This is a genomic window from Cyclobacterium sp. 10D3-21, from assembly GCF_055809755.1.
Window position 1 is genome coordinate 5,334,618 of record NZ_CM147924.1, and the last position, 25,287, is coordinate 5,359,904.

The 25,287-nt window shown below is 39.7% G+C and carries 23 protein-coding genes and 1 tRNA gene; 4 read left to right on the top strand and 20 right to left on the bottom strand.

Features of this window, described 5'->3' with window-relative positions; genetic code table 11:
* Positions 1-34: 34 nt before the first annotated feature.
* From rpsO to AC0L7T_RS20570, 3 genes are all read right to left on the bottom strand, one after another.
* The gene (gene rpsO / locus AC0L7T_RS20560) at positions 35-310 is read right to left on the bottom strand and encodes a 30S ribosomal protein S15 (RefSeq protein ID WP_020893017.1); all 276 of its coding nucleotides are present in this window, start codon (positions 308-310) and stop codon (positions 35-37) included.
* A 63-nt stretch (positions 311-373) separates the two neighbouring features.
* Entirely contained in the window at positions 374-2,206 is a 1,833-nt protein-coding gene (locus AC0L7T_RS20565) for an LptF/LptG family permease (RefSeq protein ID WP_473338036.1), read from the bottom strand.
* 251 nt (positions 2,207-2,457) lie between these two features.
* Positions 2,458-2,859, bottom strand: coding sequence for an START-like domain-containing protein (locus tag AC0L7T_RS20570; RefSeq protein WP_473338038.1), 402 nt, complete (start codon positions 2,857-2,859; stop codon positions 2,458-2,460).
* Between the two features lie 91 nt (positions 2,860-2,950).
* Here AC0L7T_RS20570 and AC0L7T_RS20575 point away from each other — a divergent pair.
* Positions 2,951-3,027: transfer RNA gene (locus AC0L7T_RS20575), tRNA-Met, on the top strand.
* Between the two features lie 276 nt (positions 3,028-3,303).
* Here AC0L7T_RS20575 and rplT read toward each other — a convergent pair.
* From rplT to thrS, 4 genes are all read right to left on the bottom strand, one after another.
* On the bottom strand, positions 3,304-3,648 hold the full coding sequence (rplT, locus tag AC0L7T_RS20580; RefSeq protein ID WP_473338040.1) for a 50S ribosomal protein L20: 345 nt from the start codon (positions 3,646-3,648) through the stop codon (positions 3,304-3,306).
* 96 nt (positions 3,649-3,744) lie between these two features.
* On the bottom strand, positions 3,745-3,939 hold the full coding sequence (gene rpmI / locus AC0L7T_RS20585) for a 50S ribosomal protein L35 (RefSeq protein WP_473338041.1): 195 nt from the start codon (positions 3,937-3,939) through the stop codon (positions 3,745-3,747).
* A gap of 22 nt (positions 3,940-3,961) precedes the next feature.
* Positions 3,962-4,513, bottom strand: a complete 552-nt coding sequence (gene infC / locus AC0L7T_RS20590; RefSeq protein WP_473338043.1) for a translation initiation factor IF-3 — start codon at positions 4,511-4,513, stop codon at positions 3,962-3,964.
* Between the two features lie 85 nt (positions 4,514-4,598).
* The gene (thrS, locus tag AC0L7T_RS20595) at positions 4,599-6,554 is read right to left on the bottom strand and encodes a threonine--tRNA ligase (RefSeq protein WP_473338044.1); all 1,956 of its coding nucleotides are present in this window, start codon (positions 6,552-6,554) and stop codon (positions 4,599-4,601) included.
* A gap of 658 nt (positions 6,555-7,212) precedes the next feature.
* On the opposite strand from thrS, the gene AC0L7T_RS20600 reads away from it, so the two are divergent.
* Positions 7,213-7,629: a DUF6157 family protein gene (locus AC0L7T_RS20600; RefSeq protein WP_473338046.1), complete on the top strand. Its 417-nt coding sequence runs from the start codon at positions 7,213-7,215 to the stop codon at positions 7,627-7,629.
* Positions 7,630-7,671: 42 nt separating this feature from the next.
* Here the strand turns inward: AC0L7T_RS20600 and AC0L7T_RS20605 are convergent, their stop codons facing one another.
* The 6 genes from AC0L7T_RS20605 to AC0L7T_RS20630 all read right to left on the bottom strand — a co-directional run bounded on the left by AC0L7T_RS20605 (position 7,672) and on the right by AC0L7T_RS20630 (position 16,237).
* Entirely contained in the window at positions 7,672-8,358 is a 687-nt protein-coding gene (locus tag AC0L7T_RS20605) for a TrmH family RNA methyltransferase (protein ID WP_473338048.1), read from the bottom strand.
* Positions 8,359-8,370: 12 nt separating this feature from the next.
* Positions 8,371-10,965 carry a DNA gyrase/topoisomerase IV subunit A gene (locus tag AC0L7T_RS20610; protein WP_473338050.1) on the bottom strand — a complete coding sequence of 865 codons (2,595 nt, stop codon included), beginning with the start codon at positions 10,963-10,965 and terminating at the stop codon, positions 8,371-8,373.
* 314 nt (positions 10,966-11,279) lie between these two features.
* The gene (locus AC0L7T_RS20615; protein ID WP_473338053.1) at positions 11,280-13,184 is read right to left on the bottom strand and encodes a DNA topoisomerase IV subunit B; all 1,905 of its coding nucleotides are present in this window, start codon (positions 13,182-13,184) and stop codon (positions 11,280-11,282) included.
* A 19-nt stretch (positions 13,185-13,203) separates the two neighbouring features.
* A complete protein-coding gene (locus AC0L7T_RS20620; RefSeq protein ID WP_473338055.1) occupies positions 13,204-13,701 on the bottom strand; it encodes a DNA topoisomerase IV in 498 nt (165 codons plus the stop codon).
* Positions 13,702-13,797: 96 nt separating this feature from the next.
* Positions 13,798-15,390, bottom strand: a complete 1,593-nt coding sequence (locus AC0L7T_RS20625; protein ID WP_473338056.1) for a sialate O-acetylesterase — start codon at positions 15,388-15,390, stop codon at positions 13,798-13,800.
* Between the two features lie 70 nt (positions 15,391-15,460).
* On the bottom strand, positions 15,461-16,237 hold the full coding sequence (locus AC0L7T_RS20630; protein ID WP_473338058.1) for a phenylalanine 4-monooxygenase: 777 nt from the start codon (positions 16,235-16,237) through the stop codon (positions 15,461-15,463).
* Positions 16,238-16,469: 232 nt separating this feature from the next.
* On the opposite strand from AC0L7T_RS20630, the gene AC0L7T_RS20635 reads away from it, so the two are divergent.
* Both AC0L7T_RS20635 and AC0L7T_RS20640 read left to right on the top strand, forming a co-directional pair.
* A complete protein-coding gene (locus tag AC0L7T_RS20635) occupies positions 16,470-17,036 on the top strand; it encodes a Crp/Fnr family transcriptional regulator (protein ID WP_473338061.1) in 567 nt (188 codons plus the stop codon).
* Between the two features lie 53 nt (positions 17,037-17,089).
* Positions 17,090-17,542, top strand: coding sequence for a DoxX family protein (locus AC0L7T_RS20640; RefSeq protein WP_473338063.1), 453 nt, complete (start codon positions 17,090-17,092; stop codon positions 17,540-17,542).
* A 1,677-nt stretch (positions 17,543-19,219) separates the two neighbouring features.
* On the opposite strand, the gene aroF is transcribed toward AC0L7T_RS20640, so the two are convergent.
* Genes aroF through AC0L7T_RS20675 form a run of 7 tightly spaced genes read right to left on the bottom strand, consistent with a single transcriptional unit; the run spans position 19,220 to position 25,266 of the window.
* Entirely contained in the window at positions 19,220-20,239 is a 1,020-nt protein-coding gene (aroF, locus tag AC0L7T_RS20645; protein WP_473338064.1) for a 3-deoxy-7-phosphoheptulonate synthase, read from the bottom strand.
* The gene (gene trpA / locus AC0L7T_RS20650) at positions 20,236-21,009 is read right to left on the bottom strand and encodes a tryptophan synthase subunit alpha (RefSeq protein WP_473338065.1); all 774 of its coding nucleotides are present in this window, start codon (positions 21,007-21,009) and stop codon (positions 20,236-20,238) included. Before trpA ends, aroF begins: the two co-directional genes overlap by 4 nt.
* Before the next feature lie 5 nt (positions 21,010-21,014).
* Positions 21,015-22,193: a tryptophan synthase subunit beta gene (gene trpB / locus AC0L7T_RS20655; RefSeq protein WP_473338066.1), complete on the bottom strand. Its 1,179-nt coding sequence runs from the start codon at positions 22,191-22,193 to the stop codon at positions 21,015-21,017.
* Positions 22,180-22,854 (bottom strand): phosphoribosylanthranilate isomerase, encoded by a 675-nt coding sequence (locus tag AC0L7T_RS20660; RefSeq protein WP_473338067.1) that lies wholly within the window; start codon positions 22,852-22,854, stop codon positions 22,180-22,182. Before AC0L7T_RS20660 ends, trpB begins: the two co-directional genes overlap by 14 nt.
* Positions 22,851-23,672 (bottom strand): indole-3-glycerol phosphate synthase TrpC, encoded by an 822-nt coding sequence (trpC, locus tag AC0L7T_RS20665; protein ID WP_473338069.1) that lies wholly within the window; start codon positions 23,670-23,672, stop codon positions 22,851-22,853. Before trpC ends, AC0L7T_RS20660 begins: the two co-directional genes overlap by 4 nt.
* Before the next feature lie 2 nt (positions 23,673-23,674).
* Positions 23,675-24,685, bottom strand: a complete 1,011-nt coding sequence (gene trpD / locus AC0L7T_RS20670) for an anthranilate phosphoribosyltransferase (protein WP_473338070.1) — start codon at positions 24,683-24,685, stop codon at positions 23,675-23,677.
* On the bottom strand, positions 24,682-25,266 hold the full coding sequence (locus AC0L7T_RS20675) for an anthranilate synthase component II (protein ID WP_473338071.1): 585 nt from the start codon (positions 25,264-25,266) through the stop codon (positions 24,682-24,684). Before AC0L7T_RS20675 ends, trpD begins: the two co-directional genes overlap by 4 nt.
* Positions 25,267-25,287 lie beyond the last annotated feature (21 nt).

Sequence of the window (25,287 nt, forward strand, 5' to 3'; positions counted from 1 at the left end):
TAAGGTTCCTTAAAACAAGGAACCCTACAAGTTATTATTTACGGATACCGAGGTCAGCGATTACATTTCTGTATCTCTCAATATCTATCTTGATCAGGTAATTGAGCAAACTTCTTCTTTTACCTACTAGTTTCAACAAACCTTTTCTACTTGAATGGTCTTTTTTGTTGGTCTTCAAGTGTTCAGTCAGGTGCTTGATCCTGTAAGTAAACAGGGCAATTTGTGATTCAGGAGACCCTGTATCAGTTTCTGACTTCAACCGACCATGATTTTGGAATAGTTCTACTTTTTCTTCTTTCGCTAAATACATGCTTAGTCAAATATGTTGTTAAATTTTTTAAAACAGAGCCAAAGGTAGCTGTTTTATTCCAAATTATAAAACATCTTCTTTTAACTTTTTTCTCCGAACCTTTTGTTGATAAAATTTAACCAGCTTTTCCCAAAATCCTTGATAAAAATCTGGTTCAAATAAACGTGCATCTTTCCGTGCCTGCCTTAGAAAAAACAGCCCAAAAGGAATCAACGCAAGGTTGGAGAAGAAAGTGCCAAACAAGGGGTCTGACAATCCTTCCTTTGCCCACTTTTCGCCTGTAATGGTCAACATATAATACATGATGAAGAAGATAATTGACAACAATACAGGCATCCCTAGCCCCCCTTTTTTTATAATAGCCCCCAAGGGAGCTCCTATCATAAACATTACAAAGCAAGCCAAAGACTGGGTGTATTTCTGGTACCAGGCAACTTTAAAATTTCGGTAATTCCGCATCACTTCATTGATTCGGGCTTTATTGGTAGTAAAATTATTCTTTATGTTCCTGGCTGTAGTCAGCCCTACTGAAGCCATGGAAGTGCTGTAGCGTGGCGTCAAGAGCAAGGAATCCAAGCGCTTTTCCTGCGCAGCGGATAGGTCTTGTAGTGCCGGCTTTTCGGTTTTCAAAGCACTATTTTTGTTAATCTCCCTCAAATCAGGATTATCACGCTTCTCATTTACCACTAAATTCCCCGAACTATCATTTGACTGGCCAAGAGGTTTGATATCCGTAGTAAGTTTTTGAGCATCATTTTTTTGACCTTTCGATGTTAAAGAAGTGTCTGCTTTGGTTTTAGAGGTGTCAGCTAAGGTCTGCTTGGCACTGTCGGAGGCAATTGATGCATTTGAAGCGGTCGAATTGGCCTGGCTTTCGGGATTAATAGGTTGACCATTTTCATCGTTCTGCTGCTCAGCGAGGTACTTTAGATTTTTGAGTGAATCGGTTTCCATCTTTTTATCCACAATTTCTTTTGGAGGAACCAACTTCCTGGACCTTCCAAAATAGTTATAGGAGGCTTCAGTATTGGCATAATTAAAATAGTACCAATGGTTAAGCTCTCTATCCATGGAATCAAGATCCACCCTTATTTCGCCAATATTCTTAATGGATTTACTGTTGGACCACAAATTTTCCGGCGTTCTTTTGAGGTCAAAAGCATCTAGGCTAAAAACCATTTTATTGGTTTCAAATTTATTCCTGCTAAACGCCTGTGGAACATCACGCCCTCCTCTTCTTCCAGTTTGTTCCTGGTAGCTATTGCCTTGGTACAAGGTCAACATTATGTACCGGTCATTAAAGAAGGGTTCCATCCTTCCTGAATCGGCAGTAATCACGTGTAGATTTCCTTGGCCTGAAGTATGATCGTAGATAAGCACCTCTTTGAGGCGGACTTCATCCAGTTTAGCATTCACTTTGATGCTATAGCCAGGAATCCCATTATAAAATACCCCTTCTTTGATATCAAAGGCCGGAGATTTCATCCGAATATCATACAACAAACTGAAGGTTTTGAGATTTACACGGGGAACAATGAAATTATTGGACAAAAATGCCATCACCGTAACCATGGCTACAAACACTCCTATTGGAAGCATCGTCCTATTTAGGGAGATGCCACTGCTTTTTATGGCTGTCAATTCAAAATGCTCTCCCAGATTGCCAAAAGTCATTAAGGAAGAAAGCAATACCGCCAATGGAAGTGCCATTGGGGATATGCTTATAACGAAATAGCCAATAAGTTCCATATACACCATAAAGGGCAGGTCCTTACCAAAAATCTCATCAAAATATTTAAGCATATTTACCGTGAGCAAAATAAAATCTACCACGATAAAAGTAAGCAGGAAAGGACTGAGGAATGACCCCAATACTAGCTTATCTAATTTTTTCATCAAATGCCTTTACTTTTCATTTATTAACACGACCTAGACAATTGCCATTTTATAAGTGTGTAGAAATTGTCTCAAAATCAGTCTTTCGTTGATATTTGGGAATCTGCTTAACAATGCTTCGCTCGAACCTACCCTTGACAACCTAATTCTCAAGTAAACGCGATGCAACCAATAAATCTCAGCGTTACACCCAGTTTAAAGACGAAGCAAAATTGAACATATTATGTTAAAAATGATAATTATAACGCATTTTATCCTCCAATTATCTCTTTAAGTGAGCCGATTAATCCCTCCCAAATTGATTGCTGTTCCTGCTCATCGTAGGCATCACCATATTCACTCACTCGCAAGTAAAAAGTTTGGGTCAATTCATTTTCATCAAGTCGAAATTCAATGAAAGGGTGGTCCACTTCTGTATCTTCTTCTTCACCGGGCTCAAAGAATTCAAATTTGACGTGGTGATTTAGCCGCATGATTACAGCTCGTGCATAATGATTCTCCCCGTCATAAATGAAATTATAGACTTTATCCTCATTTATTACCACATCATCGGCAAACCATTGGGACAAACCACTGGCAGAACTTAAATATGGATAAATAATCTTTTTGGAGCTATTTATCTGATAATCTGAAACAAATTTAATTTTCTCCATGGCCTTTGTGTTTCTTGTTATAAAAAGTAATAATTTTTAGGTCCTTGATTTGCAATTCAAGGATTATACTCACATATTTGCATTCCCAATTGGCGAGGTAGCTCAGATGGTTAGAGCGCAGGATTCATAACCCTGAGGTCAGGGGTTCAACTCCCCTCCTCGCTACCAACAAAAAGGTCTCTTAATTTAAGAGGCCTTTTTTTATGCACTCCCCCCTCTTATATCGCTCAAAATTAAAACCATACCCAAGGAATTGCAGGTTAATGAATAATACCTGTTCCCTTCTCAATCCTTGTTATTATTTGGGTCCAGCCATTCACCTTCCAAAAGATAGTTAAACCAAAAGTAATATAAGGAAAATTTCAAAAAATAAACCTCTTTTAAAAAAATGAGGGCATAAAAAAACCCTCCAAAGAGGGTTTTTCAATATCGCTTGTACTATTCTTATTTTACTTTTTCAATGATAGCCTTAAAAGCAACAGGATGATTCATTGCAAGATCTGCAAGCACTTTTCTGTTAAGATCAATCTCTGCTTTTTTCAACATTCCCATAAACTGAGAGTAGTTTACACCATATTGTCTGGCTCCTGCATTGATTCTTTGAATCCAAAGTGCTCTGAATTCTCTTTTCTTTACTTTTCTATCCCTGTAAGCATATTGAAGTCCTTTTTCATACTTGTTCTTTGCTACTGTCCAAACGTTTTTACCTCTTCCGAAATAACCTTTGGTGGCTTTTAATACTTTTTTTCTCCTAGCTCTTGAAGCTACTGAATTGACCGATCTTGGCATTTTTTTTTAGTTTTTGACTTTTGGTGCTTTCAGTGTTTCTGAAAAGGCTTGTAAACCAAAGGCCTGGTGAATTAAATAACCTGATGAATTTTTTGATTAGATTCTAAGCATTGCTTTTACTCTTCCCTCATCTGACTCGTGTACTTCTCCCATTTGGGTAAGATTTCTCTTCCTTTTGGTAGACTTTTTAGTCAAAATGTGGCTTTTGAAAGCATGCTTCCTTCTGATCTTTCCAGACCCAGAAAGCTTGAACCTTTTCTTAGCACTTGATTTTGTTTTAACTTTTGGCATTACCGTATATATATTAGTTGAATTATTTTTTGCCTGCTTTTGGAGAAACAAATATGTTCATTCTTTTTCCCTCCATCTTAGGGAGTTGTTCTACTTGACCGTAATCTTCAAGCGCCTGTGCAAATTTCAATAAAAGCATCTCCCCTCTCTCCTTGAAAACAATAGTACGACCAACAAAATGGACATAAGCCTTAACTTTTGCTCCATCTTTAAGAAAGTTGATAGCATGCTTTAATTTAAAATCAAAATCATGATCATCTGTATTGGGACCAAATCTAATTTCTTTCACTACAGTTTTGGCTGCATTGGATTTGATCTCTTTTTGCTTTTTCTTTTGTTCGTATTTAAACTTAGCATAATCAATCACCTTACAAACTGGTGGTGAAGCGGAAGGAGAAATTTCAACGAGATCAAGCCCATTTTCTTCGGCTAGGATTACTGCTTTATCAGTAGCCATTACCGCGTTACCTCCCTCTACAAAATCTCCTACAACCCTGACCTCTCTGGCCCTAATTTTTGAATTTACTTTATATGGTTCCTCTTGTCTCGGAGTATACGTTCTTTTTCCTCTCAAAATAGTTATGGTTGTTTTTTAAAGTTTCAATTTGCAAATATCTAATAATTTTTCAAATATTAAAAATCAACAAATTATATTCTTGTTATTTATTCAATGAATCCTTAATAATTCCTTGAAAGAAGTCTACAAATGCGCTCAATTCGAAAGTTCCAATATCTCCTTCACCATGTTTTCGAAGGGATAATTTATTTTCTTCTTGTTCTTTCTCCCCTACGATTACCATAAATGGAATCTTTTTCACTTCTGCATCTCTAATCTTCCTGCCAATTTTCTCATCCCTATTGTCAATATCTCCAGTAATCCCATTGTCATCCAAAAGTGCTTTTACTTTAACTGCATATTCGGCATACTTTTCGGATATTGGCAATATGATCAATTGCTCTGGAGCCAACCAAAGCGGAAAATTACCTGCACAGTGCTCAATCAAAACGGCAACAAACCGCTCCAAAGAACCAAATGGTGCCCTGTGTATCATCACAGGCCTATGTTTTTGATTGTCTGAGCCAGTATATTCCAACTCAAACCGTTCCGGTAACTGATAATCTACCTGAATGGTTCCCAATTGCCAACTTCTGCCAAGAGCATCCTTGACCATGAAATCCAGCTTTGGACCATAAAAAGCAGCTTCTCCTGTTTCTGTCACCGTATCCAGACCTTTCTCTTCGGCGGCCTCAATAATCGCTTGTTCTGCCATGTTCCACACCGCTTCTTCACCTATGTATTTATCCATATTGTCTGGATCTCTTAGGGATATCTGCGCTGTATAGTTTTCAAAACCAAGGGCTTTGAAAACATACAAAACCAAGTCGATAACTTTAATAAATTCTTCTTTAACCTGATCTTGCCTACAAAATATGTGAGCGTCATCTTGCGTAAAGCCACGAACCCTGGTCAAACCATGTAGTTCACCGCTTTGCTCATACCTATAAACGGTACCAAACTCGGCATACCTTACAGGAAGGTCTTTGTAAGACCGTGGCTTGTATTTATAAATCTCACAGTGGTGAGGGCAGTTCATCGGCTTCAATAAAAACTCCTCCCCTTCATGTGGGGTGGTTATTGGCTGAAAGGAATCCTTGCCATATTTCTCATAATGACCCGAGGTCTCATACAAAGCCTTGTGCCCAATATGAGGGGTTATTACCTGCTGGTAACCAGAGTGATCCTGTTCTTTTTTAAGAAAAGCAACTAGCCTTTCCCTCAAAAGAGTACCCTTAGGAAGCCACAATGGCAAGCCCATTCCAACTTTCTCTGAAAAGGTAAACAACTCTAGCTCTCTACCCAGTTTTCTATGGTCCCTCTTTTTAGCTTCTTCAAGTAAAAAAAGGTATTCCTTTAGCTCTTTTGCCTTTGGAAAAGTTATGCCATAAATACGGGTTAGCATTTTGTTCTTTTCGTCCCCTCTCCAATAAGCTCCTGCTATGTTAAGCAATTTCACCGCTTTCACAAACCCAGTATGGGGTATATGTGGTCCTCTACACAAATCCGTAAATCCACCTTGCTCATAAAAAGTAATGGTACCATCATCAAGCCTTTCTAAAAGGTCTAGCTTGTACTCATCCCCTTTTTCTTCATAATAAGCTATTGCGTCTTTCTTCGAAATGTCTTTTCTGACATACTCATTTTTTTGACGCGCCAACTCTATCATTTTGGCCTCTATCTTTTCAAGCTCAGCGCCCTCTAAAGTTTTATCACCAAAATCAACATCGTAATAAAATCCATTTTCTATAGGAGGTCCAATTCCTAATTTCACGCCAGGATAAAGCGCCTCTAAGGCTTCTGCTAATAAGTGGGCGGAAGAATGCCAAAAGGTGGATTTTCCTCCACCATCATTCCATGTTAGCAATTCAATACTTACATCTTGATCAATAGGCCGCGTGGCATCCCATATCTCACCATTGACCTTGGCTGCCAATACATTTCTAGCCAATCCTTCACTGATGCTGGCCGCAATCTCTAAACTGGTTACTCCTTTATAAAACTGCCTGACAGATTTATCAGGAAATGTTACTTTAATCTCATTATCAATACTTGACATGCATTCAATTTATTTATGATAAATCACCTTTACAAACAGGTGCTTTTAAACTCACTTTTTACCAAAACCAAGGTTTTTATGGCTATAAACACTATATAAGCTGTTTATAGCTGCTATTATCAAACCACATTTTACCAAAGCCTCTTCTTAATAATTGCCTGGCAACCTGCGATTTTAGCAAAGTCCACCAAAAGTAAGGGATTTCCCTGATTTATGGACTGCAAATATGCAAATTCGACAGGGTAAATAAAAGGGTATCACTACCTAATCTTTTGGCTTTGGAACTGTGCCAAAGTAAATTCTATTCTCTTCCACTCAAAAATCTTATTTTAAAGCTTCCATTGAGTGATAATACATTACCCAAAATGTAGGCCAAACTGTAATTTATAACTGTTATTAACAAGCTAAAATTGTTTGCAAATTACAGCTGCTTTTGACACTGGGCCTTGGTCTTCTCCTACCTTATTTGATGGCAATCACACCATTTTCTTACGAACCGAATTTCTTTTTCAGTTGGGTTTAGAAATAAAAACAACGAATCTGTATATTGAAAAAAAACATGTAATTTAGTTCTAAACTATTAACGCTTAAGACACTCATTTCAAATAAATTGAAGATTTCCCATTGTTAGGTCTCCACTAAAAACCCCAGCATATTAATGAAAATACATACGACAAATTACAAAAACACTTTCATAGAAGTGGCGGAGGATTGTCCCGTGGATATGAGCGAAATGCCACCACTAAAAGGAGATAAAAAATCTGTTGCCAACAGGCAATTTGAGATGTTGAACAAAAACCCCTACAAATACACTTCTGATGAGGTATTTTTTGAGATTTTTGCCAATAAGAATGAATTGATGCAAGATGAATACCAAGAGGCCCGTACGCAATTTTTCTCCAAAGGTCAGCCCTGTTTTCGTGCTTCTCCTTTAACCAAGCGATACGGTTTTGGAATTCACAGTAATGAGGAAGGGAAAGTTGCCCTATTTGGCATGGAAACGATAGAATACGCCAGGTTCATAGCGGATAAATCCATCGAAAAAGTTAAAGCCATGCGATCTAAACGGAAATAAAGTATTTGCCAAAATAGGCAATACCATCTCAATATTAATCGATTATTTCTTGAAAAATTCCCGCTTATGGGCTGCGGAATGCTTGACAATGTCCTGATACCATTGGTATTTTAGCTCGGTTTTTTCTTCCTCATTGAGGTAATAATTCTCGATTGATCTGCCTTCCATTTTCTCCTGGAGTGCATAGAGACAAATGGCGGCACTTACAGAGATATTAAAACTTTCGGTAAAGCCTTTCATAGGGATATGAATCAGCCCGTCTGCGGCGGCTATGGCTTCATTGCTAACCCCTTCATGTTCATTGCCAAAAACCAGTGCTATCGGCTGGTCAGTGGGCAACTCTCGAAGTGGTAAACTTCCTTCCCTGGGGCTTGTCGCAAATATCTTATAACCCTTTTGTCTAAGCTGTCGATAACACTCTGCTTGGGCATTCCCCGAAGCATTGTCGTATTTGTGTAAATCTACCCACTGAGCCGCACCCCTGGTCACATAAGGATTTACTTCATAGCTGTCGTTACCGTCAATGAGGTGAACATCCTGAATACCAAAGCAATCAGCCGTCCTGAGAACGGCTGAAGCATTGTGTGGTTTATAGATGTTTTCCAATACCAGGGTAATGTACCGAGTCCTCTTTCCCAACACCTTATTTATCAACTCCTTTTTATGTGGAGTAACATAATCAGAAAGGTAGTTTAAAAAGGCCAGTTCATCTTTGTCCAGTCTCTCCATAACGGATCAGGGTTAAAACAAACCTAATTGTTCCTTGTCATCATCATCTTCTGCAGCATCTTTCGATCCCTCTATTTCCTTCCCCTGGTTAGGGTCTTCAGCTTTCTTTTCTGGTTTTACAGTCTCCACTAATTCTATACCAGTCACCTTATGATTACTTAATCGATTCCCTACGGATTTCCATCCCTTTACATCGATTAGCATATCCATGTCATACACTTTTTCCTCTATTTCATCGTCAAGCTTAAGCTTGACTTTGACCTGAGGTTGTTTTTCAGTTGATACTACGGTTAGTTTAGATTGCTTATGATCAGTGATAAAATTGAATTTTTTATTCAGTGTAGAGGTTTCGATAACAAACCTTTTCACGTAGTACATCTTGTGCACCCCATCATAATAAATGGAGGATACCACACTCTCAGGATCGTATTTTTCTATTAGCAATAGGTTTTCTGCATCAAACCTATTGGTCAATTCAAAACTTGTCAATTCATAACTTCCATCTTTGTAAAAGACCAATACTTTGTCTTCCCCTAAGAAATTACCAACCAGATTACCTCTTTCATCTGTGTTCAGTCTTCCCACAGAGGGATCGAAATAAATATTCAATCCGCCCAAAGTGGAGACTCCTTCCATCTTAAGCTGAATTTTTCTAACCGGATATTTGGTAAGTATATTTCCATTGGCTCCTCTGCCCTTGATCTCCAAATCCTTGAAATCAAAATCAAAGACCTTGACTCTCGCTTTGGCACCTGCAGTTAAAAATACAGTAATGATCTCTGCCTCTCCATTTGCATTTGCTGTGAAATAAAGTACTTTAGACCCTTTGGTACCTTTGGTGAGTACGTATTCCCTGTCTCTGGTGACACTCAGCACCTGGAAACGTTTGATCATGGTTCTTCCTGAACCTCCATCCAGATAGATTAAATTATAGACCATCCTTTCGTCCCCTTTTCTAAAGACTGCCACATGGATAATGTCTTTACCTACAAAACCTTTGTCCTGGATCTTGGTGACCACACAGACTCCGTCCCGTCTGAATATGATGATGTCATCCAGATCTGAACAATCGCAGACAAACTCATCTTTCTTCAAACCATGCCCCACAAATCCATCTGCCCTGTTGACATATAATTTGGCATTGTTTGCTGCCACTACATTGGCTGCTATTGTATCAAAAGTCCTGGCTTCTGTTTTCCGTTCCCTACCTTTGCCATATTTAGCCAATAGGTTTTTATAATACTGAATGGCATAATCTGTCAGGTTTTCCAAGTGATGGTTTACTTCCTCTAATTCCTCGTTAAGCTTTCGCATCAACTCATCGGCCTTAAAAGTATCAAACTTTGAAATACGTTTGATCTTTATTTCCGTCAAGCGAATTATATCATCTCTCGTGATTTCTCTATAAAACTGCGGCTTGAAAGGTTCCAATCCAAGGTCTATTGTGTCAATAACTGCTTCCCAGGTTTCACACTCCTCTATGTCTCGGTAAATTCTATTTTCTATGAATATTTTTTCCAGGGAAGAAAAAAGCAACTTCTCCAATAATTCATTTCTCCGAATCTCCAATTCCTTGTTCAACAGATCCTTGGTCTGAAAGGTATTGGTTTCCAAAATTTGGTTGACCTTCAGAAAGACCGGTTTGTCTGCAATGATGACACAGGCATTGGGTGATATACTGACTTCACAATCGGTAAAAGCATAGAGCGCATCAATGGTCATGTTAGGTGACTGACCTGGAGCAAGCTGGATCATTACCTCCACATCCTTTGCGGTGTTGTCTACAACCTTTTTGATCTTGATCTTGCCTTTGTCATTGGCCTTAATGATAGAATCTATCAAGGAGTTGGTGGTGGTTCCAAATGGAATCTCCTTGATCAATAGCGTTCTGTTATCGTCTTCTTCAATCTTTGCTCTGACTTTTATTTTGCCTCCACGCAACCCTTCATTGTACTCAGTAAAGTCTGCAAAACCTCCAGTATGAAAATCAGGCAATATATTGGTTTTCTTTCCTTTAAGAATTTGGATAGAGCCTTCAATTAATTCGCAAAAATTATGTGGTAGAATTTTTGTACTCAATCCCACAGCGATACCTTCCACTCCCTGGGCCAATAACAAGGGGAATTTAACCGGGAGGGTTACGGGTTCTTTTTTTCTTCCATCATAGGACAGTTGCCATTCGGTAGTTTGTGGATTAAATACTACCTCAAGGGCAAATTTGGACAAACGAGCCTCAATATACCTTGCAGCTGCAGCTCCATCACCTGTTCTTACATCTCCCCAGTTTCCCTGGGTTTCTATAAGCAGTTCTTTTTGCCCCATATTCACAATAGCATCTCCAATTGAAGCATCTCCGTGGGGATGGTATTGCATGGATTGCCCAATGATGTTGGCTACTTTATTGAAACGGCCATCATCCATTTCTTTCATGGCATGCATTATCCTACGCTGAACGGGTTTGAACCCATCCTCTATTGCAGGTACAGCACGCTCTAAAATAACATAAGAAGCATAATCCAAAAACCAATCCTGGTACATTCCAGAAACAGGGACAGCATTGTGCAACCCATCGTTTCCATCTATTGGTAAATCTTTTTCTTCACTCATGAATTGACTTCATTTTTGTTTAAGTAGTCAGATAAAATCCAAAAACACTTAAATCCTATTTCCGAATCGGAAATATTAAGTTGATATTTTTTATTTTAAAGCTTAAAATCGAAACATGCAATAGACAATCTATTTCATGATGGAATCACTTCCCCTGAAGAAAGATCAGGACGGGCTGAGAAAGTTCAGGAAATCCTATAACACAATCCGGATTAAAATTTACCCCTTTAATTTCCAAAGGTACCATTCCCTACCGCTTAAATTATCCTGGCTTTTTAGAACACAGCAACGCGCCTATTGTTTTAGCCTTCGGTTCAAGCTACTTCTTTTTCATCCTCTGTTTCTCCATCCCCTTGTTCTGCAGCTCCAAGATCCAGGTCTTTCTCCACCTTCAATCGGCTTATTATAAATTCCTGTCTTGTAGGGGTATTCTTACCCATGTAAAAGCCCAGTAGCTCCGCAATTTTTGTTTCTTTGTTAAGAATAATAGGCTCCAGTCGGATATTTTCCCCTATGAATGCGCCAAATTCATTTGGAGATATTTCCCCAAGCCCTTTAAATCGAGTGATCTCTGATGTTTTGCCTAATTTATGAATGGCACGCTGCCGTTCCTCGTCGGTATAGCAGTAAATGGTTTCCTTTTTATTCCGCACTCTAAATAGCGGTGTATCCAAGATAAAAAGGTGCCCATTCTTAACCAAGTCTGGAAAAAACTGCAAGAAATAGGTCATTATTAAAAGCCTAATATGCATACCATCCACATCCGCATCAGTAGCGATGACGATTTTCCTAAAACGTAGGCCTTCAATTCCATCCTCTATATTAAGAGCATGCTGGAGTAGGTTGAATTCCTCATTTTCGTATACCACCTTTTTGGTCATTCCGAAGCAATTTAGCGGCTTACCTCTCAAGGAAAATACGGCTTGGGTTTGAACATTACGAGATTTGGTAATAGAACCGGATGCTGAATCCCCTTCCGTTATAAACAGCATGGTTTCATTTTTCTGTTCTTCTTTCGCCTTGTTGTCGTCATAATGTACCCGACAATCGCGTAACTTTTTATTGTGTAAATTGGCTTTTTTGGCCCTTTCATTGGCCAGCTTCTTTATGCCGGAAATTTCTTTTCTTTCTCTTTCTGACTGAAGAATTCTCTTGAGTATGGCATTGGCGGTGTCTGGATGTTTGTGCAGATAATTATCGAGCTCTACCTTTACAAAATCATTTACAAAAGTACGCAAGGTAGGTCCATCAGGCCCTACACTATGGGAACCCAGCTTGGTTTTTGTTTGCGACTCAAAGACCGGCTCCATCACCCTTACCGCTATGGCTGCAACAACTCCCTGACGAATATCGGCCGCATCAAAATCCTTTTTAAAGAATTCTCTGATCGACTTAACGATAGACTCCCTGAAAGCTGCCAGGTGAGTCCCGCCTTGGGTCGTAAATTGACCGTTTACGAAAGAGTAATACTCCTCTCCATATTGATTGGTATGCGTAAGGGCCATTTCTATATCATTGCCCTTAAGGTGTATGGTAGGATATCTCCTACTGTCTTCATCTACCTTTCGGTCCAATAAATCAAGTAGTCCATTTTGAGAAAAGTACTTGACGCCATTAAAATTTATGGTAAGCCCACTATTCAGAAAGGCATAATTCCAAATTTGATTTTCCAGGTATTCTGGAATAAAATGGTAGTTTTTAAAAACAGACGAATCCGGAGAGAAAATGATCTTGGTACCATTCCGCTCAGATGTTTTTCCTATAGGATGGTCTTCAATCAATTCTCCTTTGTCGAATTGGGCGGCTTTGGTTTGGCCTTCTCTAAAGGATTGAACCAAAAAATATTCAGACAATGCATTTACAGCCTTGGTACCCACTCCATTTAAGCCTACAGATTTTTGGAAAGCACCTGAGTCGTATTTTCCACCGGTATTGATCTTGGAAACACAATCTATCACTTTCCCCAAAGGGATCCCTCGCCCGTAATCTCTGATCTCAACTTTGTGCTCACTGATCTTCACCTCTATGGTTCGCCCATTGCCCATCATGTGTTCATCAATGCTATTGTCAAGGATTTCCTTTACCAATACATATATACCATCATCCTGTGCGCTTCCATCTCCCAGCTTACCGATATACATACCCGGCCTAAGGCGGATATGTTCCTTCCAATCAAGGGATTTAATACTGTCTTCGGTGTATTGTACGTTTCCTGCCATATCTTATGTATTTTCTACCTTAAACTGTACCTGTTTTTACCTGTTTCATTTTCCCTACCAGCAAAAAGAGTAGTGCCATGACCCAAACTATTAAAAATAGGGGCACAAGATAAAAGAAGACATTGTATTCTGAACTGCTTATCTCATTTTGGTTGGTAAGACTGTGAATATAAAAAACCATGATGCAAGTACATACATTAAGTATTCCGATAAAGGAATAAATCCATGCAAGGATTCGGTCTCTATAAATATCACCTACTGGGAAAATTCGCTGTAGGGAGGTATTACTTTTCATTTCTATCAATTTTCCCGGAATAATCAATAGTACATTGTATACGAAGAATATAATTACTGTGATATAAAAGAAGCTTTCCTTCCCTAATTGTTTCACAGGCAAGCCTTTGCTGTTTTGCTCATAGGTGGCAAAATCGGGCATTGAGGCATAAGCATATAAGAAAACGAATAAAAACATCCCTATCGACAGGAAGTAAAAGAATTTAGCAAAACGGGTGTACATGATTTTTTATTTAGCCAGCAAATATAAAAATTAATCCAGTACCAAAAATGGAAAGTCTACCAAGCTTTGAGAAAAGAAAATTTTCGAAAACGGTATTTACCTGAAATTCAGGATCCGATCTTCCTCTTCTCCTATACCTTGAACAATTAAATAATCTTTTTTTACTGTAACAATTGCGCCAAGGGCAGGGGATTCGGCTTCCACCATTCCCAAAAATGTAAGATGATGCATTCCGTTAGCATCCTTAAAGTAGTTCCCTGCATGGTGATGTCCCGAAAACCAAGCCACCATGGCTGGTGATCCTCCTATTCGATCCATAACCTCCTTGTGATTGAGTAAGTGTAGTCCGTTCTCGGGTAGTAGCGGATAATGACAAAATCCAATTACATGCTTTCCTTCTTTTTCAGCCTTTTGGACCAGGCCCTCCATCCATGCCAACTGTTCTTCTCCAACAGCTCCATTCCATGGTTTTACATTATTGGCCCCTTTGGTTTCCAGCATTTCCATCATTTCTAAGGCTTGCGCATGGTTCTTTGTGCCTTCAGGATGTCCCCCCACGCTAACGTCCATACCATTGACCACCATAAATACCATGTTTCCTTTTTCAAAGGAATAGTAACCTTTTTCATTGTCTATTTTTTCCCCAACCTCTTGCTTTAGGTTGTCCAAAACGGCAAAGTCGTGATTACCCCAGATGTAGTGAAAGGGGGCCTTACTGCTTTCCAAAATGGCTAAAGGAGCATCAAAACTTTCAAAATCTCTGTCAATCAAATCTCCTAAATGAAAAGAGAATGCTAAATCATAGGCATTCAGGTAGGGTATTGTACGCTTTAGTGTTTCCAGGGTGCCGCGGTAATTGCGTTTTCCAACTGTTTCCACATCAGCATATTGAATATCGGTTAATACCCCAAAAGAAATGTCATCCATATGATCTTGTGTTTTCAATAATCTTTTCATTTCGTCAGCATATCTTTCTCCAATTAAAATCTGACTTGGGCTGTCGAAATGGGTACTGTCAAAAGTTGTCGTCCCATAAGCCAAAGCAACGCCCGTGTTGGGCATCTCTTTAGGGAGGTTAACTAGAAAATCATTAAGGGGTTTCCTGATACCTTTATCTTCGGACAATTGTCCAACGACAAAAGGCAAGTCAGGTAAATTCAAACTGTCTCGCATCGCAGTAATTAAGTGACTTATTTTTCCTAAATATTGGTCTGCTTCCTTTACATCTCCTTCACCCTGATGCCAGATGATTCCTTTTATCTCACCACTTTTTGCTGCAAGCCTTGCTCGAGAGATGATCTCATTGAAAAACAATGTACCTGGCATCCACTCAGCAATCACACTCCCTCCCTTTGCATTGACTATAAGTCCTATTTTTCTTTCTGGAATATCCCGTTGCATTTTTCTGGCAAAACCATACACCGGCCCCAGACGTTGCATGCTGACCACTTTTCTAACGCTTGAATACAAGTTTAGTGGATTAGTAGCCGGCAACCATTCCTTCCCTGTGAAAAGGTACACATCCTCAATTGGAGCCTTCAGGTCAGGAAGAATTTCTGCTCTCCCGGCCATATTAGATTGTCCAATGGCAAGGTAAATATCCAAATCATTGATTTCTTGGGCCTGAAGAAATAAAGTGGTTGGCAATAGAAATATTAAAAATACAAGTTTCTTAAAAAGAGCAGACATAGCAGTAATCAAATTTTAAATGAGAATTGATGTGCTAAGATTATAAAAATTCCCTTACAATTGCCCGTTTTTACTCCGCTTTTTGCAAAAGTTCTTCCAGTTTTTCTTCGATCAAAGGAATGGACTCGCACAGCTCCTCAAAATCATTGATAATAAAATACCTGTCCTGAAATTTATTTTTCCAATAAGGCGTATTTAAAACAGCTTCCACCTCGAAATCTTGGTGTTTGGGTTCTTCTGAAAGGCAATAATGCAATTCACCGGAGGAACTAAGGATACTCGCACCATAAACTTTGATCTCGTTATTTTCCCTAATCAAGCCAAACTCAACCGTATACCAATATATCCTCGAGATTAATTCAATGGCCAATGGATTGTCTATAAATCGCAAAGCCAATGTTGCTAAACCTTCCAAAAAACGGGTAAAGGTTGGATGCATTAACATTGGCAAATGGGCAAATGCATCGTGAAATAAATCGGGTTCGTTCATGTAATCCAATTCATCAAGCTTTCTAAGCCATGAAGTGACAGGGAATCGCTTGCGTTGTAACAAACTGAAAAACAAGGCATCACTGATCAATCCCGGAACTATTTGTATGGACCAGCCAGTGGATCTCTTTAATCGGTAAGAGGCATCTTTTAGATCGGCTATAGATTTTGAGGAAAAACCTATGGCCTCCATGCCATCTATAACACCTTTAGCGGCTGCAACAGGTAAATGTTTTACCTGCTTTTCAAAAAGAATTTCCCAAACTTTATAATCTTCGGGTGTATAAGTCCTAAAATCCTGCTGCAAAAACACCAAACTGGGATCAGGAAAAACCCCTTTAGAAAATTTATTCCTCATTTTAAATTGTTCAAATGGATTTGCCATGGTATTATTATTCACTCGTTATTTTTAAACATTACTTAAACCCTATTATGCAATACGGTTAATTCATAAACGAAAAATGTGAGCAAGAGATTGAAAAATAGTCTGGTTTTAACCTAAATTATGAAATAGCGTTTTTATTGGTCTGATAGCTCTTAACGCAACCTTCTATATACAGACAAATATTGGTGGATATTAAACTAAACAGATGAATCAAATCAGGGATTATTTTGAACGACTTGTTGGCATTGATGATAGTGATTGGCAGCAGTTTTCTTCCAAACTAAAGAAAAGTGAATACCCTAAAAAGACCAGCCTCTTAAATGTTGGGCAAACAGAGGCGTATCTATCCTTTATTGAAAAAGGCGCTGTTCGACTCTATTTTCCTAAAGAAGAAAACGATTTGACTTTTGGCTTTGGTTTTGAAGGTCAATTTGTCAGCGCCTATGATTCATTCTTGAACCAAAAACCGTGTGATTACCAGATGGAGACCATGACCCAAACTACCCTTTGGCGGATATCACATCAGGACCTACAGCACATTTATGTCAATACCAGTATTGGTAATACTATTGGAAGACTTGCTGCTGAAAGTCAATTCCTCTTAAAATCCGAAAGGGAGCTTTCCTTTTTGAGCGAGACAGCTGAAGAGCGGTATAAGGCTCTTTTTATAAATCGGCCTAAGCTAATCCTGGAAATCCCTCTCAAATACATAGCGTCCTATATAGGAGTAACCCCCCAGGCGCTTAGCAGAATCAGAAAGCGAATTTCTTAACTTGGGTTCATTGTCTCAAGACAAAACTTTGCCCAATTTTGTAAAAAAAAAAAATGAAACCATTAATTCTCCTTATCACCGTTTCAATTCTTGCCTTAAGCTACATGAAGCTTGTACATGGTGTATATAATTTCACTTTATCTGCAAGAATAGGCCTTTCCGCCATGTTACTTTTCACTGCATTGGGCCATTTTATGTTCACAGAAGGCATGGCAATGATGATTCCTGATTTTATACCGTTTAAAAAAGAGCTCGTTTATCTTACTGGCATTATAGAAATTTTAGGAGCCATAGGCCTACATGTGCCACAATTCAGACTGGTAACTGCATGGCTATTGATCCTGTTCTTTCTGTTAATTATACCGGCAAACATAAAGGCTTCCATGGAACAAATTGATTATCAAAATGCCACCTATGAAGGAAATGGATTAAGCTATTTGTGGTTTCGAATTCCCCTCCAAATCTTATTTATAGGCTGGGTTTATTTTTCATCGATTAGAGTTTAACTCTAATTACTTAAGTTCGATTTAAAATTTTTGAAGGGGGGAATTTGTTTTATTAGGATGCGCCAATGGTTTAAAACTTCAATAGGTTAATAGTTTACGTAATAAATCCCCCTTTGTCCCCCTTTTTAAAGGGGGATTTGTGCTTTTAGGACTGACGAGTTCGTAGCTGATTTTGGATTACCTCTGCCGGTTTCAATCCTGCCTATTCAGCTTTCCTTCCACATTTCAGCAAATCCCCTTTCAAGTGGGTAAGAGGGATTACTACGGGAATATCTTACTGATCACAAGCTTAAAATTCTTGGAAGGTTTACGTTGAAATCCCCCTTTGTCCCCCTTTTTAAAGGGGGATTTGTGCTTTTAGGACTGAGGAGTTCGTAGAAGATTTTAAATTCCCCCAGCCGGTTTCAATCCTGCCAATTAAGCTTTCCTTCCACATTTCAGCAAATCCCCTTTCAAGTGGATAAGAGGGATTACTACGGGAATATCTTACTGATCACAAGCTTAAAATTCTTGGAAGGTTTACGTTGAAATCCCCCTTTGTCCCCCTTTTTAAAGGGGGATTTGTGCTTTTAGGACTGAGGAGTTCGTAGAAGATTTTAAATTCCCCCAGCCGGTTTCAATCCTGCCAATTAAGCTTTCCTTCCACATTTCAGCAAATCCCCTTTCAAGTGGATAAGAGGGATTACTACGGGAATATCTTACTGATCACAAGCTTAAAATTCTTGGAATGTTTGCGTTGAAATCCCCCTTCGTCCCCCTTTTTAAAGGGGGATTTATGCTTTTAGGACTGAGGAGTTCGTAGAAGATTTTGGATTACCTCTGACGGTTTCAATCCTGCCTATTCAGCTTTCCTTCCACATTTCAGCAAATCCCCTTTCAAGTGGATAAGAGGGATTACTACGGGAATATATTACTGATCACAAGCTTAAAATTCTTGGAAGGTTTGCGTTGAAATCCCCCTTTGTCCCCCTTTTTAAAGGGGGATTTGTGCTTTTAGGACTGACGAGTTCGTAGAAGATTTTAAATTCCCCCAGCCGGTTTCAATCCTGCCTATTCAGCTTTCCTTCCACATTTCAGCAAATCCCCTTTCAAGTAGGTAAGAGGGATTACTACGGGAATATATTACTGATCACAAGCTTAAAATTCTTGGAAGGTTTGCGTTGAAATCCCCCTTTGTCCCCCTTTTTAAAGGGGGATTTGTGCTTTTAGGACTGAGGAGTTCGTAGAAGATTTTGGATTACCTCTGACGGTTTCAATCCTGCCTATTCAGCTTTCCTTCCACATTTCAGCAAATCCCCTTTCAAGTGGATAAGAGGGATTACTACGGGAATATATTACTGATCACAAGCTTAAAATTCTTGGAAGGTTTGCGTTGAAATCCCCATTTGTCCCCCTTTATAAAGGGGGATTTGTGCTTTTAGGACTGACGAGTTTGTAGCTGATTTTGGATTACCTCTGACGGTTTCAATCCTGCCTATTCAGCTTTCCTTCCACATTTCAGCAAATCCCCTTTCAAGTGGATAAGAGGGATTACTTCGGGAATATCTTACTGATCACAAGCTTAAAATTCTTGGAAGGTTTGCGTTGAAATCCCCCTTTGTCCCCCTTTTTAAAGGGGGATTTCGTTTTTTCTAGACTGAGGAGTTCGTAGCTGATTTTGCATTTGGTACAGCCCTCTTAATGTAAATCGAAAGTCTTTCTTACTTCAAAGATCTTCCTAATATAGCCTATCAATTCACTGCTTTGGGTAAAGTTTAAGGTTTGCTGACCGTCGGAATAAGCCTGGTCAGGATGCTCATGCGATTCATAGATTATTCCATCTGCTCCCGCCATCACGCCTGCCAAAGCCATTTGCGGCACAAAATCCCTGATGCCAATCCCATGCGAAGGGTCTACCACCACGGGCAAATGTGATTTTGACTTAAGAATTGGAACGGCATTCAGGTCCAATGTATTCCTACTTGCCCTTTCATAGGTACGGATACCTCTTTCGCAAAGGATAAGCTTTTCGTTGCCTCCTGAGAAAACATATTCCGCAGATTGAAGTAATTCTTCTATCGTGCCTGAAATCCCCCTTTTGAGCAGAACAGCTTTATCTATTTTACCTAATTCATCCAGCAGGTTAAAGTTTTGGGTGTTCCGGGCCCCCACTTGAAATACATCGACATAATCGTGCATCTCTTCAATTTGGGAAACCTGCATGACTTCCGTTACTATTTTTATCCCAGCCGCCTTGGCATGTTGGTGCCACAATTTTAGCCCTTCCATTCCTAAGCCTCTAAATGCATAGGGACTACTTCTTGGTTTGAATACCCCACCCCGCATCATTGTCACTTGATTTTCCTTCAGGTGAGCAATCACACGTTCTATCTGCTCTTCTGATTCTATGGAACAAGGACCGGAAATAATGGCCATGTCACCGTCCTTTATGGCGATACCATCACCAAGATCAATCGTGGTTGGCTTTGCCTTCCATTTTTTAGACACCAGCTTGTACTCATCAGAAACAACATGGATATCTAAAATCCCATCCATGGATCCAACTTTTCTAATGTCATAGGCAGCTTTCCCAATCCCAATCAGGTAGTTTCCCGCCTGGGTTTTAACTTCGGTAACCTTATATCCAATGCCATTGATCTTTTGGATCAAATTTTCTTTTTGTTGGGTACTTATGTCAGAGTTAAGCTGAATGATCATGATTTTATGCCTTTAATAAATGTATTGATTTCTTTCTTTAGCTCTTTTGCTTCCCGCAAAACATTAATAAAAGCGCTACCAATGATCGCTCCTTGTGCATGCTTAGCAGCAGTGGAAAAAGAGGCCTTGTCAGAAATACCAAATCCTATGAGTCTAGGGTTTTTAAGTCCCATATCCCCTACCCTTTCGAAATAGGCGATTTGTTCAGGTGTCACGTCTTTTTTAGCACCAGTAATACTTGCAGAAGAAACCATATAGATAAAGCCATCTGTCTCCCTATCAATCTCACGAATCCTTTCAGGTGAAGTCTGAGGGGAAATCAGGAAGGTATTCCTTAAATTGTAGGTTTCAAACAATCCTTTATAGGCATCTAGGTATTGCTTCATTGGAAGATCTGGGACGATCAATCCATCTACACCTACCTCTTGGCATTTTTTGCAAAATTCCTCCATACCATACTGAACGATAGGATTTAGGTAGCCCATTAAAATAACTGGTATTTTTAATTTTCCTCTCAATTCGGCCAACTGGCTAAACAAGATTTTCAATGTCATGCCATTGTTCAATGCGACAGTATTGCTTTCCTGAATGGTGGGACCATCCGCTACAGGATCAGAATAAGGTATTCCAATTTCTATAATATCGGCCCCTGCTTCTTCAATGGCTTCCATTATACCCATGGTGTCGTTCAAGTTAGGAAAGCCTGCAGTAAAATAAATGGAAAGGATATTGCCATCCTTATTTTTAAATAATTCTTCTATTCGATTCATAGCCATCAGTAATTACCCCATTTAATATATGTTTCCAGATCCTTGTCTCCTCTGCCCGACAGGTTGACCACAATAATGTCAGACGCTTTGTATTTTAGCTGGTTCAATGCAGAAAGTGCATGCGCAGACTCGATAGCGGGTATGATACCTTCCAATCGACTTAACTCTATCCCTGCTTTCATGGCATCTTCATCCTCCACAGCCAAAAACTCTCCTCTGCCCGATGCATATAAATACGCATGTACTGGGCCTATCCCCGGATAGTCCAGACCTGCGGAAATACTATGCGGCTCCACCACCTGGCCATCTTCTGTTTGCATCAATAAGGTTTTACTTCCATGGAGAATCCCTGATTTTCCCAATTGGGTAGTCGCAGCAGATTTCCCTGAATTCACCCCAAGGCCGGCTGCTTCTACAGCTACCAGGCGAACTTTTTCATCGTTATAGTAATGGTAAAATGCGCCAGCAGCATTGCTTCCACCACCCACACAAGCGACCACTATGTCTGGGCTGTCCCGACCTTCCTTCTCCAACAATTGTGATTTGATCTCTGCAGAAATTACGGACTGAAACCTGGCTACCATTTCAGGGTAAGGATGAGGGCCTACCACTGATCCAATGATATAATGCGTATCCACTGGATTATTTATCCATTGACGCATGGCTTCATTGGTCGCATCTTTAAGTGTTTTACTCCCAGAGTTTGCTGGCACAACCGTGGCACCAAGAATCCGCATGCGTTCCACATTCGGTTTTTGCCGCTCCATATCAACTGCACCCATATACACCGTACATTCCATGCCCATCAAAGCACAAACGGTGGCGGTTGCCACGCCATGCTGACCTGCACCAGTCTCCGCTATAATTCGCTTTTTATTGAGCTTCTTCGCCAGGATAATCTGACCGATGGTATTGTTGATTTTATGGGCACCTGTATGGCAGAGATCTTCTCTTTTTAGGTAGATTTTAGCACCATATTTTTCAGACAACCTTTGGGCGTGAAACAGGGGTGTTGGCCTGCCTACATAATCTTTTAAGAGACTGTCAAATTCTGTTTTAAAGGCTTCGGAAGCCATTATTTGCTCATAATTCTCTTTAAGCTCTTCTATATTAGGATACAGCATTTCAGGGATATAGGCTCCCCCGAAATCTCCATAAAATCCGTTTTCATCAATTTTTACCATTGCTTTTCATTTTTATCTTTGTTGCAGTTTCATTTCTAAGTACTGCCACGAATTTCTTTATCTTTTCCAGGTCTTTAATACCTTTTGAGATTTCAAATTTTGAGTTGATATCAATCCCTACCAAGGCAGGAAAATCCTGGTAACAATCCAGAAGGTTTTCCGTATCGTCAGGCGTTATTCCTCCACTGAGTAAGAAAGGGACCTCATAGGGATATGTCTTCAATATTTCCCAATTGAATTGATGTCCCGTACCTCCATAGGAAGGGCCATCAGTGTCAAATAGGAAATAATCAACCAAGCCAACAAAAGGTTCCAATGTCTTCCAATTCCAATCTGCTCCCACTCGAAAAACCTTGATGAGTTTCACACTGGATTTTTCTCGGATGGTTTGTAGTTGTTCCGGAAGTTCATCCCCATGAAGTTGCACCAACGATAATCCATAATCGTTGACCTTCTTTATTATCTCGGCTGTACTTTCGTTGACAAACACACCAACTTTTGGAAGATTTATTTTTTTATAAAAAGCCGCTTCCTGTCCGAATTTTGGCACATAGCGACCTGAAGGGGGATAAAAGATCATACCCATCCAATCTACTTGTTCTATACCTGTCAATCCTGAAATATTTTCAGGGTCGGCCATTCCGCAAACCTTTATAATCATACGGATAGTTTTTCTTTAGAAGCTGCCAGTAATTTTCTGTATTGTTGCATAAAATTGTAGGCTGCTTGATGTGGGCGAATGGTTTTCATAAAGTTTTCCCCAATCAAAAAGCCATCAAAACCTGCTTGCTTTAATTGGACCAGTTTGGCAGGATCGGAAAGGCCGCTTTCTGATATTTTGGTAAAGGTATCCGGAATGGCCTTCACCAAATCCAAAGAGGTTTGGATATCCACTTCAAATGTTTTCAGGTTACGGTTATTTACTCCTACCAGGTCTACATGCTCATTAAGGCTTTGGTCCAGTTCCTCGCCGTCATGCACTTCAAGCAACACTTCCAGGCCCAGACTTTTAGCAAAAACCGCCAACTCGGTAAGTCGTTTTGGAGACAAAGCTGCGGCAATTAATAAGATACAATCCGCCCCTATAGATCTGGACTCGATTATCTGGTATTCATCCACTATAAAATCTTTGCGAAGAATTGGGCAAAAATTGAATTTTCTAGCCAAACCAAGATCCGCTTCACTACCTCCGAAAAAGTCCTTGTCTGTCAATATGGACAATGCCGAAGCACCTGCCTGCATATAGCCAATGGTCGTTTGCTCTACCGTTGCCGTACCATTAATCAAGCCTTTTGAGGGAGATTTTCTCTTAAATTCAGCAATTATGCCTGTCTTTTCGGGATCAGAGACGTATTTTTTCATCGAAACCACTTTACCCTGGAAATACAAGCTCTTTTCCAGCAATTTTTGTGGATACAGGGCTTTACGCTCCGCTATTTCCTCTTTTTTTCGGGAAATTATTTTTTCAAGTATATTCATATTCAACTAATGTTTAAGGAGATTTTTGGGCTGATCAATTCTTTGAAAACTTTAAGTGCCGTGCCATTTTTAAGTGTGTCACGGGCTGTTTCTCTCGCTTTTTCAAGGCTCCATGTTGGTTTGGAAGTAGTCAAGGCAATTGCTGCATTTGCAATTACTACTGCTTCCTGCTCAGGACTTCCTTTGCCCTCTAAAATATTCATAAAAATAGCAGCGGATTCCTTGATTGAACTTCCTCCCTTGATTGATTCAGGCAGTATGGTTTTAAAGCCTAATTCTTCAGGACTTACCACCTTCTCGCCATCGTTGGATATCCATTTCAAATCTCCAGTTAAAGATACTTCATCATAGCCATCCAAGGAATGTAGAATGCTAAACCTGACATCATTGTTTTGGTACAAATACCCGTACAATCTGGCAAGTTCAAGGCTAAATACGCCTACCAGTTGTTTTTTGGGGAAACTTGGATTCACCATTGGTCCCAGCATATTGAAGAAGGTTTTTACTCCCAATTCTTTTCTTACGGGGCCTATGTGTTTCATCGCTGGATGAAACAATGGTGCATGGAGAAAACAAATCCCTGCCCTGTCCAGGCTACTTTTCAGTTTGTCAATGTCACTGGTAAACTCATAACCAAAATATTCCAGCAGGTTAGAGGAACCACAAACAGATGAAACCCCCACATTACCATGCTTGGCAACGGGCTGACCTGCTCCGGCCACAATAAATGAGGCCAGTGTAGATACGTTGAAGGTGTCTTTACCATCGCCTCCTGTTCCGCACAAATCAATGGCATCATATTCAGGAATATCTACTGCAATGCATCTTTCCAACATGGCTTCTCTAAAGCCCATCAATTCTTCCACCCTGACACTACGCATCATAAATATGGTCAAGAAAGCTGCCATTTGGCTGGTATTTACCTCACCGGAAGTCATTTCTTTCAGTACCCCCTTAGCCTGTTCTTTGCTTAGGGTTTTGTGTTCTATCAGATGGTTAAGTATTTCTTTCATTGATTAGTTGTTTTTATGCCTTCGATCCAGTTTTTAATGATTTGCACGCCATTTTCTGTAAGAATACTTTCCGGATGAAATTGTAATCCTCTTACTGCAAACTCCTTGTGTTTAATTGCCATAATTTGTCCATCTGGGGTTTTGGAGATTACCTCAAGTTCGGCTGGAAGCATGGTGGCATCAATCACCCAACTGTGGTACCTTCCTACGGTGAAATATTCGGGTAGCCCCTCAAACAATGGATCGGGTTTGACTTTAATCTTGCTGGCTACTCCATGAACCACTTCAGTAAGATTAATAAGCCCCCCACCAAATGCTTCACCTATGGCTTGATTCCCAAGACAAATGCCTAGTATATCTTTAGTAGGGGCATATTTCTTGATCAACTCCGGCATTATACCCGCTTCTGAAGGAAGCCCTGGGCCAGGTGAGAGCAAAATTTTGTCGTAGGCTTCCACCTCTTCAAGGCTAATTTTATCATTTCTAATGATATCCATCGATCCCCCATATCCCAACTCACGGATAATATACACCAAATTATAGGTGAAAGAATCGTAATTGTCTAGTACCAGTATTTTCATATGTAAATCCTTTTCCACTAA